Origin of the sequence: Citrobacter sedlakii NBRC 105722 (genome assembly GCF_000759835.1) — a bacterium.
GTDB lineage: Bacteria > Pseudomonadota > Gammaproteobacteria > Enterobacterales > Enterobacteriaceae > Citrobacter_A > Citrobacter_A sedlakii.
In genome coordinates this window covers 98,447-114,388 of the sequence record NZ_BBNB01000014.1, presented here as the reverse complement: position 1 = coordinate 114,388, position 15,942 = coordinate 98,447, and the positions used below count along the sequence as shown (strand labels likewise).

The window sequence follows — 15,942 nt, the reverse complement described above, 5'->3', positions numbered from 1 at the left end:
ATGGGCAGACCCATCGTAATGGCGAAATCACAGTATTTATCGATATAACCGACCAAGTGCCTTAATGGCTGCGATTCTAATCTCTATATCATCACTTTGGCTTAATTTGTGTAGTTCCTGGGTAATGTTATCCGCTTGGCATCTACCTTCGCCTAACGCATAGATTGCAGCAAGTTTGATGTCTTTTGGCTGGGTCATCATCTGCAACAAAAGCATGTTAGCTATTGGTTGCGGCATGCTCATATTTATTCCCTTTAATGAGATAAACACTGGTACTCACAGACAAGCTGGAAATGTGCTGTTGCGAGTACCTCATCGGTTTAAACGTGCATATACGTTTAACGCATATGCCAGTATTTATGGATTTCCTAAGATTATCGCGTTATCTATACGATCCCAGCACTCAGTAAAATCAAACACCTTTTTTGCACTCGATACTGAGCCCCAGTGCTCCTTGAGATTCATAGCGTGGCGGTAAGTGGTTGCGATCGGATAGTCATGGTAGCCTTTTTCGTCAGCCACGATCGCGCGAGTTCTACCTTCGTCAAACCTTGTTATGCCATCGCGAGAAATGTGCATTATCGATGGGTTTAGCTCTCCGCCGTGCGTCATCCATTCTCTGATAGAAGTCAGCTTGGTGCTTATTGGGTCGTACCCATCCTCTTTGAATTGAGCCAAGGCAACTTCTTTTGCCCAAGCACTGTTAACGATAAGAATCACTGCCTTATCGCTTTGATCTGAATTTTCGCAAATATTCCAGATTTTTTTATAGGCGGGAGTTACACATCTAATCATTGTTCTTCCTTTTCTATCAGCCACTGGAATCATTATCGTCAATTCACTGAGAAAGCTTAAGCGTATTTCACTTTATGGCGACCATCGAATCAAAATAACGGAGTAAAACAATGGCAAAACCGGACTGGGGCGAGCTTCAGCAACGGTTCCTGTCCGAACATGCCGCAACCGGCGTATCACCAAAGGAATGGTGTGAAGCGCAGGGACTGAACTACGCTACCGCCCGCCGCTACATCAAGAAACCTTCTGCGCAAAGTGCGCAAAAAAATGCGCAGAAAAAACTGCGCACTGCGCAAAAGGAAAAATGCGCAAAAGAGTTGGTGGATGATGACGGTCTTACTGCCCAACAGCGTTTATTTGTCGCGGAATACCTGAAGGACAATAACGCCACTGCCGCCGCTGCACGCGCAGGATATAGTGACCCAAACTATGGTCGTCAACTCATAGCGAATCCTAACGTTGCGCAGGCGATTGCGCAGCAGCAGAAAGAATCGTTAATGCGCACACTCGGCAGTGCAGACGAGGTGCTTGCGCAGATGTGGCGACTGGCAACGTTCGACGCCAACCAGCTTTCTCAGTATCGCCGCGGGAGCTGCCGCTACTGCTGGGGCTTCGGTCACCAGTACCAATGGCGTGATGCCGTGGAGTACGAAGAAAAGCGAATCGAAGCGGTTGAACGCAAACGTCGCGAGCCTGAGGACGTGGGCGGATATGGATATGACCATACGCAGGAACCAAACCCGGAATGTCCACGCTGCAATGGCGATGGAATAGGCCAGCCATTTTTTGCTGATACCCGCAAGTTGCCCACTACGGCAGCGCTGGCATATTCCGGTGTGAAGCTTGGTAAGAATGGCGTTGAGATAACCGCCATCAGCCGTGAGCGCATGTACGAGGCGGTGATGAAACGTCTCGGCCTGGCTGACAGTGAGTTCGCCCAGCGTCTACAGCAGATTGAAATCGAGCGCCGGCAGCTGGAGATCGACAAGCTCCGCAAAGAGCTGGCCGCTGACCCGGAATATGACGAACCAACGCCAGTTGCGATCAATATCAACGTAGTCGATGCGCGAGTGAGGGAAGAGGATGGCGATAGCTCCGACGCTTAACGTTCCCCAGGCTCGTTTTCTGGCTATGCAACAGAAGTTCAAAGCCTATGTAGCTGGTTTTGGATCCGGTAAGACATGGGTTGGCTGCGGTGGAATATGCAAAGGGTTCTGGGAGTTCCCCAAAATAAACCAGGGCTACTTTGCCCCGACTTATCCTCAGATCCGCGATATTTTCTACCCCACGGTGGAAGAAGTTGCTCACGACTGGGGACTGAAAGTCAAAATCGTTGAAAGCAACAAAGAGGTCCATTTCTACAGTGGGCGCCAGTACCGCGGCACGACAATTTGTCGGTCGATGGAAAAGCCCGACACGATAGTAGGCTTTAAAATCGGCAATGCGCTGGTGGATGAACTCGACGTTCTGAAAGCGGATAAGGCGCGTCAGGCGTGGCGAAAAATAATCGCGCGTATGCGTTATAAAGTTGATGGTCTGCGTAATGGCATTGACGTGACTACCACACCTGAAGGATTTAAGTTCGTCTATAACCAGTTTGTTAAGGCTGTGAGGGAAAAGCCTGAACTGAGGTCGATGTATGGTCTGGTACAGGCTTCGACATTCGACAACGAAAAGAACCTGCCGGATGACTATATTCCTTCGCTTCTGGCGAGTTACCCGCCGGAATTGATCAAGGCATATCTGAACGGCCAGTTTACTAACCTGACCAGCGGCACCATTTATCATCAGTTCGACAGAGTGCTGAATAATTCCAGTGAGGAAGAGCAGCCAGGTGAAGCGCTGTATATCGGGATGGATTTCAACGTCGGGAAGATGGCCGGGATCGTCCATGTATTGCGGCTCGGCTTACCACACGCGGTAACAGAGATTATCAACGCTTACGATACGCCAGACATGATACGCATCATCAAGGAACGTTTCTGGCTGTATGCCGACGGTGACTACCGCAAGGTCCGCGAGATTTATATTTACCCGGATGCCTCTGGTGACTCCAGAAAATCAAACAACGCCAGCAAAACAGATATTGAGCAGCTCCGACAGGCCGGATTTAACGTCATCGTTGATGATGCTAACCCGCCGGTAAAGGACCGCATCAACTCCATGAACGCCATGTTCTGCAATGGTAATGGCGATCGCCGGTACAAGGTGAATGTGGCCCGTTGCCCGGTCTATGCCGACTGCCTGGAACAACAGGTGTGGGATAAAAACGGCGAGCCGGATAAAAAGAGCGATAACGATCACCCCAACGATGGCGCTGGTTACTTCATTGTGAAGCAATTCCCAATAGTTCGACCTGCATTCTCTATTTCACTGGACACGACATTCTGATGGCCAATAACGATATTACTTATGTTCGCCCTGAGGTCAGGGCGGCGATGCCCGTGTGGAAAAAAATTCGTGACGTGTGCAAAGGGGCTGATGCTGTAAAGGCCGCCGGGAATGAATACCTCCCTTTTCTGGATCCGTCCGATAAGTCTGCACGCAATAAAAAGCGCAATGCTGATTACATTCAGCGCGCCGTTTTCTACGCGATAACGGGCAATACAAAGGTGGGTTTACTGGGGCTGGCATTCAGAAAAGACCCGACCATGACCGCGCCGGATAAACTGAATTATCTTCGTGATAACGCCGATGGTGCTGGTGCCAGCATTTATCAGCAGTCCCAGCAGGTTACAGAAAATATTCTGGAGGCCGCGCGCGAGGGGCTTTATACGGATTATGCAGCTGAGACCGACGAGGCGATCATCCTTCGTTATCAGGCGGAAAGCATCATTAACTGGCGCACCAAACGCATCAATGGACGTGATCAACTGGTGCTGGTGGTTTTACGCGAATGCATGGAAAAGGAAGATGGTTTTGCGTACAAGGATGAAATCCAGTATCGGGAACTTGCCCTGGAGGACGGCAAGTTTATCTGCAGGGTGTGGCGAAAGTCGGCCGATGCAGTGTCTTTTTCCGTCGATTCTGAGTATCACCCGAAGCCTAAAGGTGAGGATTTTTGGGATGAGATCCCCTTTACCTTCGTTGGTGCACAAAATAACGATCCCAGCATCGACGAGTCGCCATTAGCCGCCCTCGTTGAAATTAACCTTGGTCATTATCGAAATTCGGCGGATTACGAAGACAGCGTATTTTTCTGCGGTCAGGTTCAGCCGGTGATTTCCGGGCTTGATACCGCCTGGCGTGACTGGCTGCAGGATAAGGGAATTCGTGTCGGTTCTCGTTCTCCATTCCTGCTGCCGAAGGAGGGGAGTTTTACCTATGCTCAGGCGCAACCAAACACCCTGGCTAAAGAGGCGATGGACAGTAAGCGTGATTATTCTGTTCAGCTTGGCGCCCGGCTTATCGAGCAGAACGGCGCGGTTAAAACCGCCACTCAATCCAGCGGCGAGCAAACCGCATCCACATCGGTGCTCGGCATTTGCGTTTCCAATGTCTCGGAGGCCTATACGCTGGCACTCGGCTGGTGCGCCAGATATCTCGGCATAAAAGGCGAGGAATACCGTTACAGCATCAATCAGGAGTTTATCGCCAAAGTCGCAGAATCCGGCATGGTAACGGCAATCGTCAATGCCTGGCAGTACGGTGCGATTCGCGACACTGATATGGTCAGAGCTCTGCAGAGGCTTGACCTGATAGATCCCGCTGATGACCCTGAAACTGTCATTGACGCTATTCGTAACGGCGCGCCTAACCTGATTGGTGGCAATAATGGCAACGGCGAATGACAAACTGCAGGATGAATCCATAGCCCACGCTATATGGGTGAGTCGCTACAGTAACGGCGTTGCCAACAGGATGATAAAAGTCCTGAATGACAGCGACGCCGAACTTACCGCAAGGTTGCTGGTGGCTATTGATACGCTGGACGCTGAGAGCTTTACCGTTTCTAGGCTGGAAGCGTTACTGGTAAGCGTCAGGGCGATAAACAAGGATGCGATTCAGTCGATGTATGCAGCTCTTACTGCCGAGTTGCAGGAACTGGCGAAGCACGAAGCCACTTTTCAGATGAGCCTCTTCCAGTTTGCTATTCCCGACGATGTTCTTGCTCTTCATCCGCTGGTGGGTATCTCCCCGGATGCGGTTTATGCCGCGGCGATGGGGCGTCCATTCCAGGGACGTTTGCTGAGTGAATGGGCCAGCAACCTCGAAGCTGATCGGATGGCGCGGATATCCAATACGGTGCGGCAGGGATTCCTGCTGGGCGATACGCAGGAGCAAATCGCAAAAAAGGTCCGTGGCCATGCTAATCGTGGTTACCAGGATGGTGCGCTGCAGATGAGCCGGGCCAATGCAGCCAGCATTGCAAAAACGGCAGTAGGGCATCTTGCATCGACAGCCAGACAAAGCTTTGCGTCGGCGAACGACGACATTCTGAAGGGTAAGCAGTGGTTATCTACTTTGGATAACCGGACATCAAAGGATTGTCGGATCCGCGACCGTCTCAAGTACACGCTGGATAATAAACCGATAGGGCACAAGGTGCCTTATCTGCAGGGACCTGGAAAAATCCACTTTTGCTGTCGGAGCACTGAAACTTACATCCTGAAATCGTCCGAGGAGTTGGGTATCAAAGTCGGCGAAATCAAGAATAGCTCGCGCGCCAGCATGGATGGACAGGTTCCGGCTGATACGAATTACCAGGACTGGTTCTCCCGGCAGTCGTTCACGCGACAAGCTGAGATTGTCGGAGAAACGCGCGCCAGGCTGATTCGTGATGGCGGCATGTCTCCCGATGAGTTCTACAACGACAGGGGCGAGTGGCTGACGCTGGACCAGTTGCGCTCAAAGGATGAGCAGGCATTCAGAAACGCCAGGCTTTAACTAACACATCTTATTCAATCAGGCTGCCTTCGGGCGGCCTTTTTTATTGGGCCAGGCCCACAGTAACTATCCCAAGGGGACAACATGCTTATTCGTAACATGTTCATTAAATATTATTCGGCAGCTGGTGGTGAAGGTGGTGATGGCGGTGGCTCCGGTAGTGGTGCGCCCGAGATTACGCCGGAAATCCAAAAGCTGATCGATGAGCAGGTCAGTGCTCAGGTTTCAGGCCTGAAAAATAAAAATAGTGAGTTACTCGGTAAGCTCAAAGAGTCCACTGAGTCGCTTAAGCGTTTTGAAGGTATCGATCCTGACGCGGTGAAAACTATTCTCCAGCGTTTCTCTGATGATGAAGAGGCGCAACTGATCGCCGCCGGGAAAATTGACGAGGTACTGGATAAACGCACTGAGCGGCTACGTGCTGATGTTGATAAGCAAATCAAAGCCGCTAATGAACGCGCTGAAAAGGCGGAAGCGTTCTCCAACAAATTCCGTGATCGTGTCCTGGGTGATGCTATCCGCAGCGCAGCGCTTAAGGCTGGCGCGCTGCCAGAAGCATCCGACGATCTGATTCTTCGTGCTAAAGGCACATTCCAGCTCAACGACGAAGGCGAGGCCGTAGCAGTTGATGCAAATGGCGATGTTCTGTTCGGTAAAGACGGCAAAACTCCGCTCACCCCGGTTGAGTGGGCTGAATCTCTGAAAGAGACGGCCCCGCACCTGTTCCCGCGCGCCGAAGGCTCCGGGGCTGGTGGTCATAAACCCGGTGGCGGTGGCGGTAGTCTGAAACGTTCAGAAATGAGCTCAAGCGACAAAGCGGACTACATCCGCAAACATGGCCAGCAGGCCTATCTCAAATTGCCTAAGTAAGGACTAATCAATGCCTACGACCGTAAACAGTGACCTGATTATCTATGACGACCTCGCGCAGACTGCGTTTCTTGAGCGTCGCCAGGATAATCTGGAAGTCTTCAACGCCGCTTCAAACGGCGCAATCATTCTCGACAACGAACTGATCGAGGGTGATTTTCGCAAGCGCACCTTCTATAAAGTTGGTGGTTCTATCGAATCGCGCAACGTTAACTCCACCGACCCGGTAACGGGTAAAAAAATCGGTGCCGGTGAATCTGTCAGCGTTAAGGCGCCGTGGAAATACGGCCCGTATGAAACCACGGAGGAGGCGTTTAAACGTCGGGGTCGCGACGTTAGCGAATTCTCCGAGGTGATCGGCGTCGACGTCGCTGATGCAACGCTTGAAGGTTATATCAAGTATGCCCTACAGGGTCTTGTTGCAGCCATTGGCGCAAATGCTGACATGACGGTATCCGCGGATATTGCCACTGATGGTAAGAAAACGCTGACCCGTGGCCTGCGTAAATACGGCGATAAATTTAACCGTGTTGCGCTGTTCGTTATGCATTCCACGACCTATTTCGACATTGTTGATCAGGCTATCGACAACAAAATTTACGAAGAAGCTGGCGTGGTGGTTTATGGCGGACAGCCAGGCACGTTGGGTAAACCGGTGCTGGTAACTGACACCATGCCAGTTGATGCGATTCTGGGGCTGGTGGCCGGCGCGGTATCCGTAACGGAATCACAGGCTCCGGGCTTCCGTTCCTACGATATTAACGACCAGGAAAACCTTGCCATTGGCTATCGCGCAGAGGGTACGGTTAACGTTGAACTGCTGGGTTACAGCTGGGATGAGACGAAAGGCGCTAACCCTGACCTGACCAAAATCGGCACCGGCGCGAACTGGAAGAAACATTTCACCAGTAACAAATCCACTGCAGGCGTACTAATTAAGCTGGAAGCCCCTGCGGGGGAGTAACCCTGTCAGTGGATAAAACTTCCGCAACTGCTGACAGTACCGACGCGGTGACCGTTTCGCTCAAGTACACCAGAAATGGTGCAGGAGTCTCCGGCGCATCTGTGGCGTGGACGTCTACAGGCGGCACACTAAGTGCTTCGACGTCACAGACAGGGTCTGCTGGTGTCTCGACGGTGAAACTCACCTCTGCTACGGCCGGCTCCTTCACGGTGAAGGCTACCGTTGACGGCGTGGTGAAAACAACTGAAGCGATCGCGTTCACTGCTCCAGCGGGTGGTTAACTGACGGGGCGAAAGCCCCGTTTCTTTTGGTGAGGATCCGATGACCGTTTATATAACAATCCAGGACGTTGACGAGTTGCTGGGCGATACCTGGGCTGCCGCCGACAAAAAGGTTAAAGCCGTGCTCCAGGCAAACACCTGGATGACGGCGCTTAACCTTCAGGATATCGACCCGGAGCATATTCCTGAACAAGTTAAGCAAGCCGGAGCGTTTATCGCTTCCGTAGCCGCTGCAGGCAATCTGTATCAGCAAAAAACAGATTCCGGCGTGGTGACGAGCAAAAGCGTTGAGGCCGACGATGTGAAGGTTTCCCGCACTTTTGCCGAGTTTTCAACCACCAGCACTGAATTACTCGATCCTGATTTGCAGCTGGCGCTGGATATGCTCAAACCGTGGATGATTAACCCTTTCCAGACGTTCTTTGTGAGGGCGTGATATGTCCGATTTGAAGGTGGTCCCATTTCAAAAGCCCAGCCATCACAGCCTCGATAACGACCAGGTTATTCGCCTGCTGAAACAGGCTCTGGAGAGAGCCGAAAACGGCGGCTGCCACAGTGTCGCAGTGATACTGCTTGATGATGAGGGTAACGCGATTGATTGCTGGCATAACGGTGGACGCCCCTATGTGATGGTTGGCGCTATGGAGTCGCTTAAAACCGACTTTATCCATGCTCATATTGAGCGGCGGTAAGGGGGTAACATGCAAAATCCATATGTGCATTATGCCGGCGACGGGCTCGGTCCCCGCGATGTGTTTGTGAATGGAAACCCGATCAGACATGTCGTTTACGCAAACCCGACAAAGGGTGTTGTAGAGTTTGCTCCGCTCCCGCTGCGGGTTAAGCGCAATGGCGAAATCTATACCAGAAAACTGCGTGGTAACGTCCTGGTCCTTTTTACTGGCGGATATGTTTCTAACAATATACCGCTTCAGCGTTTTGGTGAAAAAAGCATAGAGGAGGTAGACCGTGGGTATCCGCGACGAACTACAAACTGAAGTCGCCGCAGCCTTCGATACCGACCTGCGGGATGCCGTTAAGGATTTCACTGGCTCATACGCCGTTCGGGGTGCCTGGGACCCGGTAACGGAAACCGGTACTGAAACACAGGTGACTTACTCGGGGCGCGGAGTGCTGGCGCGCTATAAACTCCGCCGTATCGATGGCGTTAACATTCTGCATGGTGATGTGAAGCTAACCGCCCTGGTTAACGAGGTGACTGACAAGCCGGCCGTCGGGCATATCATCACCGCACCGGATCCGATTACGGGTGAGCTTCAGCGCTACGAGGTCATCACCGCTTCTTCCGACTCTGCTGGCGCTGCGTACTCCATTCAACTGCGGAGAGCGTGATATGGCTAAGGGCTGGAACATCGACCCGGCGGCATTCGCCGGGCTGGTGGAAGACGATGTGAGGTTACGGCAGAGAACCATCGCCATTCAGCTGCTGAATGAAATTGTTCAACGGTCGCCGGTAGGAAACCCGGAGCTGTGGGCCATCAACGCGACCGCGGTTCAATACAACAAAGCTGTTGGGGAATGGAACGAATCTCTTTATGCCGATCCTGCCAACCTGACAAAGACAGGCCGTCTCAGAAAGAAAGTCCGTGTTAATGACAGCATGGATATTAGGCGGCCGGCTGAGTATCGCGCAGGAACCTTCAGGGCATCGCATTTCGTCAGCATCGGCGAACCTAATCATTCCGTCCCGACCGAACCGGATCCGCGCGGGACAATGACGTTTCTTAATGGCAAAAATATTATTGACCAGGCGCCAGCCTACTCGGTGATTTACATCCAGTCGAACCTGCCTTACTCCGTGCCTCTGGAGAATGGTCACTCAACACAGGCGCCGACAGGCGTCTATGCCGTCTCGTTTAATGGTGTGATTCAGGCCTACAAATGACCCTTACAGAAATCAGAAACGCTGTCATTTCTCGAATGGCGGCACAGACCGCTATTGCCTCTGATGCGGTGGATTATCCCAATGGTCCTGTATTTGACCCCAGCAACCGCGATATCTGGGCCCGCCTCACCAACATTGCAGGACAGGCTGGCGCAACCGAGATCGGGGATGGGCCAGTCGTTCAGCGCACCGGGGTGCTGATTATTCAGATCTTCGTCCCTGTTGGTTCTGGCTCTCTGCTTATCACTCAAACAGCAGACAAACTCCGTGAGCTTTTTGAATTTCAGGATGATGGAAAACTCAGTTATTTCGCCGTATCCGCTGTGCCCGCTGGCGAAACGGATGGCTGGTCTCAGTTCAATCTACAAATCCCTTACCGCGCTCTGTAGCGCTTAACTTCGATGGAGGTGACCGCATGTCGAGCGGCGCTAAGGTACTCTCGGCCTTTATCCGGGAGACGACTCCAGGAATTACGCCTGCTGGCGTCTGGAATCTTTTCAAACGTACGAGCTGGGGCGTTGGTCCATCCCAGAATACCAATGACAACGACGAGATCGGCGGTACCCGAATGGCACAAGGCGCTACGCTGGGAACGGTCGATGTAGGCGGCGATGTCGGGGCAAAGTTCCGCTACGGCCAGCATGATGACTTCCTGGCTTCGTGTTTTGGCGCGGAGTGGGCGGGTAATGTGCTGGCGATGGGGAATGATCGTATCTCTTTCTCACTCGCAACATACGCGTCGGACGTTGGTATTGCCTCCATTGTTCGCGGCGCCCAGGTAAGCGTGTTCCAGTTGGAAATTCCTAACGACGGTGACGTTACCGCGACAGTCACATTCGCCGGGCTGGGGTGGGACTCAAAAGCAGATGATACGAGTTACATCACCGGTACTCCTGCCGATAATGCTGGCGAACTGCGTTACTCGTTCAAAGAGGTCACTGCGATAAATCTGAACGGCGTCGATGGTGGTGATGGTTTCTGTATCGATACCTTCAACATCCAGTTCGACAATAACGTCCAGACGCAGCGCTGTATCGGTACCGGTTCACCGTTTGCCGGGGCGAACATCCCGACCACCTTTACGCCGTCAGGTTCGATCACTTTATCGTGGTCAAAAGCCGCGTGGGAAGTCTGGAGCAAAACGCTTACCGGCGCAACCGTGCCATTCAGTTTCACTCTGGCGAACGACGAAGGCCAGTACACGTTTAGCTTCCCGAAAGTGCAGGTCTCCGGTGACTGGCCTGATGGCGGCAATACCGACATTATCCAGGTTCAACTGGATATCACTGCGGCCGACGAGTCGCCGACGATTACCCGCGCCGTAACCATTCCAGCAACCGGCATCACGGTAACACCGGAAACAGCTTCTGTTGATGTGGGCGATACAACCAGCCTCACTGCAGCTCTGGCTCCCGCAGGCGCAACGGATACCGTGTCCTGGGAGTCATCCGATCCTGTAGTGGCAACAGTTAACGCGTCAGGTGTCGTTACTGGTGTGGCGGCCGGAACGGCAACTATCACTGCTAAGGCGCGCACTTTTACCGATACGGTAACCATTACCGTAACTGAACCATAAAATTTCCCTTGCCCGTTCCGCTCTGCATGGCGGCGCGGGCATTTTTAATGCAGGAGCTTTTAATGATCATCTTGACTCCACGAATTGATATTGGCGGCGAGCGCTGGTTTACACCACTGAAAGAGCTGAAACCTATTGAAGGGTTGAAACTACTCGTCAGCAGCATTGATAACGACCAGTACCGCTCACGTAATGCGCTTATCCGCCGCCATATTGAAAAGATGGATGCCAGTTACCAGGTGGGAACCAGCGAATTTAGCCTGTCATCGGTCGGAGAAATTGACTCCGCTGATGACCTGCTAATCGATAACTGCGCGCGTTACCTGTTGAAAGACTGGAAGGGTGTCGGTGAGCTTGTTGATGGCAAAGAGATTCCGATTGAGTACACGCCGGAACGCGGTGCTGCACTTATGAAACAGGAACCAGTGATTTACTGGCAAATTCTGGCTGAGGCCGCCAGCATCGCCCAGGGAAAAGAGCAGAAAAAGCAGGAAACCGTAAAAAAGCCATCGAAGCGCAAAAGTGGCTGAGTGAGTTCGGCGGGGAGCACGGTGAAAAGGCAAGGTGGCGAAGGGAGAAATTAAAACTCCCGCCAATTCCAGAGCCTGAAATTGACGGAGTAACGGTGGAAATCCTCAACGCTTACTCCGTTATTTCCCGCTCACGGCTTTATGCTGGAATGGCTGGTGTCCCGCTGCCTATCTCACTTCACGACATCGAATGTTATCTTTCTTCACGCAAGATCTCCCTTGAACGTGATGAATTCGATACTGCGATTTTTGCGCTTGATGATTTGTGGTTGGATACATGGACAAAGAGGCAGCAGAGGCTGACTGAAAATAAATAGCCCATGGTCTCGCTCTGTCCCTGTGCTAATCTGTGTGAAAATGTTAATGATGGGGATAGGGATGTGGACAGCGACGATTATGATGATCCGCTTTTCGACCAGGTCGTACATTTTGTTATTGAAAGGCAAAATCCTTCAATCAGCCTTCTTCAAAGGCAATTCAGAATTGGGTTTAACCGTGCATCACGACTTATTGAACGAATGGAGGTTAATGGTGTGGTTAGCGCTCAGGACCATGGCGGGAATAGGAGTGTTAATTTTTCCGATTTTTATCAATGGGCGGAATTCAGTAAAGAAAATGATGATCTACAGGGTGTGGATATGTCCAATGTGATTCCTTGGCCAAGAGGGAGAAAATGAAAAAAACAATAGCGGTTGTAATTCTGCCTGTTTTGTTTTCTTTCAACGTATTAGCAGAAGATAAAACTCCAGTTGAAGAGTTAAAAGACGGGGCGGAGATGGTGTGCAAAGGACACCAGGATGAAGCTTTGTGCGAACAAATGGTGTTATCCCTGGCTTCATTTGCGATGTATAACGCTGGGTTCTATACGCAAAGTTGTCTGGATGAAAGCAAAATCATCCCAAAAGATAAAAAACATTGTGAGAACGCCAAGGATTTAGTCGGATATTTAAAGGGGCTTGATAACAGGTAACCACTGAAAGCCCCATTCAGGTGGGTTTTCGCATTTTGTGCGATCACAGATGTTCATATCTATTCAAATTACCTGATGGGTAATTTCTTCATCTGCCACCCTATCTTTGAGCACCTACAGACGCTTTAATTACTCCTGTAGGTGTTCTTTAACAGTTAAGTGGGCTTCGTATCGTTATCCCCAACCTGGAGTTTATGCATCAATTCGAAAAGACCGTTGATCACAGACTTATGATCGCTTGGATCGATCTCGACAAAATCACTCTCACCGAAACCAATACGTACAGAACCAACCTGTGACCCTGAAATGGCGTTTTCAAGAATCTGCACTATCTCGGAATTCATAGAGCGGCCGTTGCGCTTGGCGCGTTCTGCTATAGCTTCCCTTAATTCATCCGGCATTCTCAAGCCGAATGGGGCAATGTTCCGCATACCTTTCATGTGATACCTCTTCAAATCTGATATCACAGTGTAATCAAAAAAAGATTGACTAAATAGCGACACGGTGAAATCATTTCACCGTGATATCAAAATGCAAGGGGATTGAAATGAGTGAGATTCTTTATACGGGTAAAAAAAGTGAAAACTTCATGCTTCGACTTCCTGAGCGCATGAAGGAAGAGATCCGCCATTTGGCAGAAATGGATGGAATTTCTATCAACTCTGCAATAGTTCAGCGCTTGGCGAAAAGCCTGCGTGAGGAACGTGCAAATGGTCAGTAAAAACAGTGAAGCCCCATCGGCGGCAACCTTTGGGGCTTCGGTATCAACAAACCACCAAGGAATATTGACATGACAAGTATAGCAATTCTTGAAGCTGTTAACACCTCTTACGTGCCGTTCAACGGTCAGCAGGTTATTACTGCTATGGCTGCCGGTATCGCTTATGTTGCGATGAAACCTATCGTTGAAAACCTTGGCATGAGTTGGGGCACACAGCAGCAGAAACTGGCTCGCCACATTGGTAAGTTTGGGTGTATTCATATGAATATACCTTCCGCTGGCGGCATTCAGAAAATGCTTGTTCTCCCACTAAAGAAACTCAACGGGTGGTTGTTTAGCATCAACCCAGAGAAAGTTCGCGCTGATATCCGCGATAAGTTGATCCAGTATCAGGAAGAATGCTTCACCATTTTGCATGACTACTGGACCAAAGGGCAGGCGGTTAACCCGCGCAAGACCAGCACCGACGATCGCACCCCGCTGCGTGGTCTGGTTAACCGCATCATGGGCAAAACAGGTATTCACTATCAACCGCTTTATAAAATGATCCACCGCGAGTTTGGCGTTAACCATATTGACGAGTTGACGCCTAAACAGGTTGCTGAAGCGATGGAGTATCTGGCAGGTAAGGTACTGGAAGGCGATCTTTTGCCAAAAGATAACAAACCAATCCCATTTCAGTCAGCAATGCCGCTTAGCGGGTCGGGGCGAACGATGATTTACACCGATGAAAAAGGTGTAGTGCAGGGATCTTATCCATTAACAGAAGATCAAGTGGTCATGTCATTTGATGGGTTTGTTAAATTTTTCAGGGGAAAAGGATGGCTAGTAGCCCCGAAAGAGGAGGTGATAGGGGCGATACAGAGTTTACAGTAGGGCAAAAAGAAAAACCGCCAGGTAGGACTGGCGGTTCACTGAAGTCTAACAACGTGTAGGAACGTATATGACTAAACATACTTTAGCAGTACAAGATCAGCTTGTCACCATGTCCAGCATTGATATTGCTGGCCTGGTTGGGAAGCGCCATGACAATGTGAAGAGGACAGTCGAAACCTTGATTGAACGAGGAGTGATTGCTTCTCCTCAAATTGAGGAAAAGGCTACAGCAGGCCGCCCGGTAGCATTTTATGTATTTGAAGGAGAGCAAGGTAAGCGCGACAGTATCGTAGTCGTTGCTCAACTCTCTCCAGAGTTTACAGCCCGGCTGGTAGATCGTTGGCAAGAACTTGAGAAACAGGTTTCTAAGCCTGCATTTGATGCAATGGCGGCACTCAATGACGCTACGTTCCTGCGCGGTACTTTGCTGACTTATAGCGAGAAGGTAATTGCACTTGAGCATCAGGTCGATGAAATGAAGCCGGATGTTGAAGCTCTGGAACGTATCGCGAAAGCAGATGGCAGCATGTGCATTACCGATTCTGCCAAGCATTTACAGGTTCAGCCTAAGTCCCTGTTCAAGCTACTTTCCGAGTGGCACTGGATCTATCGTCGCGCGGGTGGCAAAGCATGGCTTGGTTATCAGGACAAAATTCAGTCTGGCTATCTTGAGCATAAAGTGACGACGGTCAACCGTTCTGATGGCAGTGAGAAAATTGTTGAACAGGTGCTAATAACTGCTAAAGGCATCACGAAGATCTCCAGACTGCTCGGCGTCAGTGCGGCGGCCTAATCTACTTAAATACACCTAAACCCATCTCAGGATGGGTTTTTTATTACCTGATGCCGAAAGGCAGGAGATAGTTATGACTTTAGAACAACAAGTTGAAGCGCTGGAGTTCAAGGTGGAATTTCCAGAAAAGAATGGATTAAGTGTTACTATGAACAAAGACTTAGCCATGAAATTCATACAGCGCATTGGCAGTAATGTGTCGGTAAATATCGGTTCAAAAACGCTGGCTAACATTCCATACAGCGAAGAGTTAATAACTGATTTTACACTGGAAAGGCACAATCAACGGGCTAAAGAGCATGCTAATCAGGTAATTGTAAAAATTATCAATGCGGCCAAGAATCAGGCCGCGGTTAAAGAGGTCGCAGTTATGCAAGGCAACACTGAAAGTATTATTACCAATGCACTCAAAAGCTCCGGCGCTAAATTTCCTTAAACTAGTTTCTGTACACAATCAATTGAATCATTGAGCATTTGTAAAACGAAGTTATTCGGCTCCGACTTTGAGCGCTCTAAATCTAAACGCGCGTTTAGTCTGGACATAGCAAATTTCTTTATTGTTGCTGCTTGCTCCGGAGGTAATGTAGAGATAATTCCAGCCATAAGCACATCATGAGCTATTGTCACCGCGTCAGTGCTGGGGGTTTTGTTATCTTTGCTCATCTTAATTCCTTATACAGAGGTAATCAGCCATCCCTCTTCATATAGGTTCGCCAGTGTCCCACCACTGACGGGCTGAGTATCAAACATAGCCAGGTATATAAACCATTAAC

At 50.4% G+C, this 15,942-nt stretch carries 26 protein-coding genes and 1 pseudogene; 23 read left to right on the top strand and 4 right to left on the bottom strand.

The window, feature by feature from the left end; genetic code table 11:
- Window positions 1–36: 36 nt before the first annotated feature.
- Complete coding sequence (locus tag CSE01S_RS18500) at window positions 37–237, bottom strand: HEAT repeat domain-containing protein (protein ID WP_370906251.1); 201 nt, start codon at window positions 235–237, stop codon at window positions 37–39.
- Between the two features lie 120 nt (window positions 238–357).
- Window positions 358–828 carry a hypothetical protein gene (locus CSE01S_RS18495; RefSeq protein WP_139267361.1) on the bottom strand — a complete coding sequence of 157 codons (471 nt, stop codon included), beginning with the start codon at window positions 826–828 and terminating at the stop codon, window positions 358–360.
- A 77-nt stretch (window positions 829–905) separates the two neighbouring features.
- Between CSE01S_RS18495 and CSE01S_RS18490 the strand changes: the two genes are divergently transcribed.
- The 19 genes and pseudogenes from CSE01S_RS18490 (at window position 906) to CSE01S_RS18415 (ending at window position 12,779) form a co-directional block, all read left to right on the top strand.
- On the top strand, window positions 906–1,901 hold the full coding sequence (locus CSE01S_RS18490; protein ID WP_042291588.1) for a terminase small subunit: 996 nt from the start codon (window positions 906–908) through the stop codon (window positions 1,899–1,901).
- Window positions 1,879–3,186: a terminase large subunit domain-containing protein gene (locus CSE01S_RS18485; RefSeq protein WP_004190663.1), complete on the top strand. Its 1,308-nt coding sequence runs from the start codon at window positions 1,879–1,881 to the stop codon at window positions 3,184–3,186. Before CSE01S_RS18490 ends, CSE01S_RS18485 begins: the two co-directional genes overlap by 23 nt.
- Window positions 3,186–4,586: a DUF4055 domain-containing protein gene (locus CSE01S_RS18480; RefSeq protein WP_042291585.1), complete on the top strand. Its 1,401-nt coding sequence runs from the start codon at window positions 3,186–3,188 to the stop codon at window positions 4,584–4,586. The genes CSE01S_RS18485 and CSE01S_RS18480 overlap by 1 nt, the downstream gene beginning before the upstream one ends.
- A complete protein-coding gene (locus tag CSE01S_RS18475; RefSeq protein WP_042291582.1) occupies window positions 4,570–5,682 on the top strand; it encodes a phage minor head protein in 1,113 nt (370 codons plus the stop codon). The genes CSE01S_RS18480 and CSE01S_RS18475 overlap by 17 nt, the downstream gene beginning before the upstream one ends.
- A gap of 84 nt (window positions 5,683–5,766) precedes the next feature.
- Complete coding sequence (locus CSE01S_RS18470; protein ID WP_042291579.1) at window positions 5,767–6,552, top strand: hypothetical protein; 786 nt, start codon at window positions 5,767–5,769, stop codon at window positions 6,550–6,552.
- Window positions 6,553–6,562: 10 nt separating this feature from the next.
- Window positions 6,563–7,516, top strand: coding sequence for a major capsid protein (locus CSE01S_RS18465; protein WP_004190653.1), 954 nt, complete (start codon window positions 6,563–6,565; stop codon window positions 7,514–7,516).
- A gap of 8 nt (window positions 7,517–7,524) precedes the next feature.
- Window positions 7,525–7,797, top strand: a complete 273-nt coding sequence (locus CSE01S_RS23555) for an Ig-like domain-containing protein (protein ID WP_167333865.1) — start codon at window positions 7,525–7,527, stop codon at window positions 7,795–7,797.
- 40 nt (window positions 7,798–7,837) lie between these two features.
- Entirely contained in the window at window positions 7,838–8,233 is a 396-nt protein-coding gene (locus CSE01S_RS18460) for a hypothetical protein (RefSeq protein ID WP_042291575.1), read from the top strand.
- Between the two features lies 1 nt (window position 8,234).
- The gene (locus tag CSE01S_RS18455) at window positions 8,235–8,489 is read left to right on the top strand and encodes a hypothetical protein (protein WP_004217346.1); all 255 of its coding nucleotides are present in this window, start codon (window positions 8,235–8,237) and stop codon (window positions 8,487–8,489) included.
- Between the two features lie 9 nt (window positions 8,490–8,498).
- Window positions 8,499–8,795: a hypothetical protein gene (locus CSE01S_RS23270; protein ID WP_072015026.1), complete on the top strand. Its 297-nt coding sequence runs from the start codon at window positions 8,499–8,501 to the stop codon at window positions 8,793–8,795.
- The gene (locus CSE01S_RS18450; RefSeq protein ID WP_004146198.1) at window positions 8,767–9,150 is read left to right on the top strand and encodes a hypothetical protein; all 384 of its coding nucleotides are present in this window, start codon (window positions 8,767–8,769) and stop codon (window positions 9,148–9,150) included. Before CSE01S_RS23270 ends, CSE01S_RS18450 begins: the two co-directional genes overlap by 29 nt.
- A 1-nt stretch (window position 9,151) precedes the next feature.
- Complete coding sequence (locus CSE01S_RS18445) at window positions 9,152–9,703, top strand: hypothetical protein (RefSeq protein WP_004190641.1); 552 nt, start codon at window positions 9,152–9,154, stop codon at window positions 9,701–9,703.
- A complete protein-coding gene (locus CSE01S_RS18440; protein WP_042291565.1) occupies window positions 9,700–10,092 on the top strand; it encodes a phage tail terminator-like protein in 393 nt (130 codons plus the stop codon). The genes CSE01S_RS18445 and CSE01S_RS18440 overlap by 4 nt, the downstream gene beginning before the upstream one ends.
- Window positions 10,093–10,118: 26 nt before the next feature.
- Window positions 10,119–11,048 (top strand): annotated as a pseudogene (locus CSE01S_RS18435) (phage tail tube protein); the annotation flags it as partial.
- Window positions 11,031–11,279: an Ig-like domain-containing protein gene (locus tag CSE01S_RS23550; RefSeq protein WP_392397387.1), complete on the top strand. Its 249-nt coding sequence runs from the start codon at window positions 11,031–11,033 to the stop codon at window positions 11,277–11,279. The pseudogene CSE01S_RS18435 and the gene CSE01S_RS23550, both read left to right, overlap by 18 nt.
- Before the next feature lie 62 nt (window positions 11,280–11,341).
- On the top strand, window positions 11,342–11,809 hold the full coding sequence (locus CSE01S_RS18430) for a phage-derived protein YdaY family protein (RefSeq protein WP_042291560.1): 468 nt from the start codon (window positions 11,342–11,344) through the stop codon (window positions 11,807–11,809).
- Between the two features lie 95 nt (window positions 11,810–11,904).
- Complete coding sequence (locus tag CSE01S_RS18425) at window positions 11,905–12,126, top strand: hypothetical protein (protein WP_042291558.1); 222 nt, start codon at window positions 11,905–11,907, stop codon at window positions 12,124–12,126.
- A gap of 63 nt (window positions 12,127–12,189) precedes the next feature.
- On the top strand, window positions 12,190–12,486 hold the full coding sequence (locus tag CSE01S_RS23480; RefSeq protein ID WP_304501815.1) for a DNA translocase FtsK: 297 nt from the start codon (window positions 12,190–12,192) through the stop codon (window positions 12,484–12,486).
- Complete coding sequence (locus tag CSE01S_RS18415) at window positions 12,483–12,779, top strand: hypothetical protein (protein WP_042291552.1); 297 nt, start codon at window positions 12,483–12,485, stop codon at window positions 12,777–12,779. The genes CSE01S_RS23480 and CSE01S_RS18415 overlap by 4 nt, the downstream gene beginning before the upstream one ends.
- A gap of 155 nt (window positions 12,780–12,934) precedes the next feature.
- Here the strand turns inward: CSE01S_RS18415 and CSE01S_RS22885 are convergent, their stop codons facing one another.
- Window positions 12,935–13,219, bottom strand: coding sequence for an Arc family DNA-binding protein (locus tag CSE01S_RS22885; RefSeq protein ID WP_084589039.1), 285 nt, complete (start codon window positions 13,217–13,219; stop codon window positions 12,935–12,937).
- 107 nt (window positions 13,220–13,326) lie between these two features.
- On the opposite strand from CSE01S_RS22885, the gene CSE01S_RS18405 reads away from it, so the two are divergent.
- From CSE01S_RS18405 to CSE01S_RS18390, 4 genes are all read left to right on the top strand, one after another.
- Window positions 13,327–13,500: an Arc family DNA-binding protein gene (locus CSE01S_RS18405; RefSeq protein ID WP_042291548.1), complete on the top strand. Its 174-nt coding sequence runs from the start codon at window positions 13,327–13,329 to the stop codon at window positions 13,498–13,500.
- Between the two features lie 69 nt (window positions 13,501–13,569).
- Window positions 13,570–14,376 (top strand): phage antirepressor N-terminal domain-containing protein, encoded by an 807-nt coding sequence (locus CSE01S_RS18400; RefSeq protein ID WP_042291547.1) that lies wholly within the window; start codon window positions 13,570–13,572, stop codon window positions 14,374–14,376.
- A 67-nt stretch (window positions 14,377–14,443) separates the two neighbouring features.
- Window positions 14,444–15,169 carry a phage antirepressor KilAC domain-containing protein gene (locus CSE01S_RS18395; protein ID WP_042291543.1) on the top strand — a complete coding sequence of 242 codons (726 nt, stop codon included), beginning with the start codon at window positions 14,444–14,446 and terminating at the stop codon, window positions 15,167–15,169.
- Between the two features lie 73 nt (window positions 15,170–15,242).
- Complete coding sequence (locus CSE01S_RS18390; protein ID WP_148365443.1) at window positions 15,243–15,605, top strand: hypothetical protein; 363 nt, start codon at window positions 15,243–15,245, stop codon at window positions 15,603–15,605.
- On the opposite strand, the gene CSE01S_RS18385 is transcribed toward CSE01S_RS18390, so the two are convergent.
- Entirely contained in the window at window positions 15,602–15,832 is a 231-nt protein-coding gene (locus CSE01S_RS18385) for a hypothetical protein (RefSeq protein WP_042291542.1), read from the bottom strand. The genes CSE01S_RS18390 and CSE01S_RS18385 overlap by 4 nt on opposite strands.
- Window positions 15,833–15,942 lie beyond the last annotated feature (110 nt).